Annotated in this window: 1 protein-coding gene (cut by a window edge); it reads left to right on the top strand. The window is 57.7% G+C overall.

Annotation, left to right across the window (positions count from 1 at the left end):
* The first annotated feature begins 3 nt into the window (after positions 1–3).
* Positions 4–1,186 carry the 5' portion of an elongation factor Tu gene (gene tuf / locus GJA_RS00005; RefSeq protein WP_038498161.1) on the top strand. 20 nt of this gene lie beyond the right edge of the window, so only the first 1,183 of its 1,203 coding nucleotides appear in the window; it begins with the start codon at positions 4–6; its stop codon lies off the right edge, out of view.

The following is a 1,186-nucleotide window of genomic DNA, read 5'->3' on the forward strand; positions in this document are numbered from 1 at the left end:
AAAATGGCAAAAGGTAAATTCGAACGGACCAAGCCGCACGTCAACGTCGGCACCATCGGCCACGTCGACCACGGTAAAACCACGCTGACCGCTGCAATCGCAACGGTTCTGTCGAAAAAATTCGGCGGCGAAGCCAAAGCATACGACCAGATCGATGCGGCACCAGAAGAAAAAGCACGCGGCATTACCATCAACACCGCGCACGTTGAATACGAAACCGCCGGCCGTCACTACGCTCACGTTGACTGCCCAGGCCACGCCGACTACATCAAGAACATGATCACCGGCGCAGCGCAAATGGACGGCGCGATCCTGGTATGTTCCGCAGCTGACGGCCCAATGCCGCAAACCCGCGAACACATCCTGCTGGCCCGTCAAGTTGGCGTTCCTTACATCATCGTGTTCCTGAACAAGTGCGACCTGGTCGACGATGCTGAATTGCTGGAACTGGTAGAAATGGAAGTGCGCGAGCTGTTGTCGAAATACGACTTCCCAGGCGACGACCTGCCGATCATCAAAGGTTCGGCCCGTATGGCGCTGGAAGGCGTTGAAGGCGAAATGGGCGTGGACGCAGTGCTGCGCCTGGCCGATGCGCTGGACAGCTACATCCCGACCCCGGAACGCGCTGTCGACGGTGCTTTCCTGATGCCAGTGGAAGACGTGTTCTCGATTTCGGGTCGCGGTACCGTTGTGACCGGTCGTATCGAACGCGGCATCATCAAGGTCGGCGAAGAGATCGAAATCGTCGGCATCACCGATACCGTCAAAACGACTTGCACCGGCGTGGAAATGTTCCGCAAACTGCTGGACCAAGGTCAGGCGGGCGACAACGTTGGTCTGCTGCTGCGCGGCACCAAGCGTGAAGACGTGCAGCGTGGTCAAGTGCTGGCAAAACCAGGCTCGATCAAACCGCATGCGCACTTCACCGGCGAGATCTATGTTCTGTCGAAAGACGAAGGCGGCCGTCATACGCCGTTCTTCAACAACTATCGTCCACAGTTCTACTTCCGTACCACGGACGTGACCGGTTCGATCGAGTTGCCAGCAGACAAAGAAATGGTTATGCCAGGCGACAACGTGTCGATCACCGTCAAGCTGATCAACCCGATCGCGATGGAAGAAGGCCTGCGCTTCGCTATCCGTGAAGGCGGCCGTACCGTCGGCGCCGGCGTGGTTGCAAAAATCA

Source organism: Janthinobacterium agaricidamnosum NBRC 102515 = DSM 9628, from assembly GCF_000723165.1.
Classification (GTDB): domain Bacteria; phylum Pseudomonadota; class Gammaproteobacteria; order Burkholderiales; family Burkholderiaceae_D; genus Janthinobacterium; species Janthinobacterium agaricidamnosum.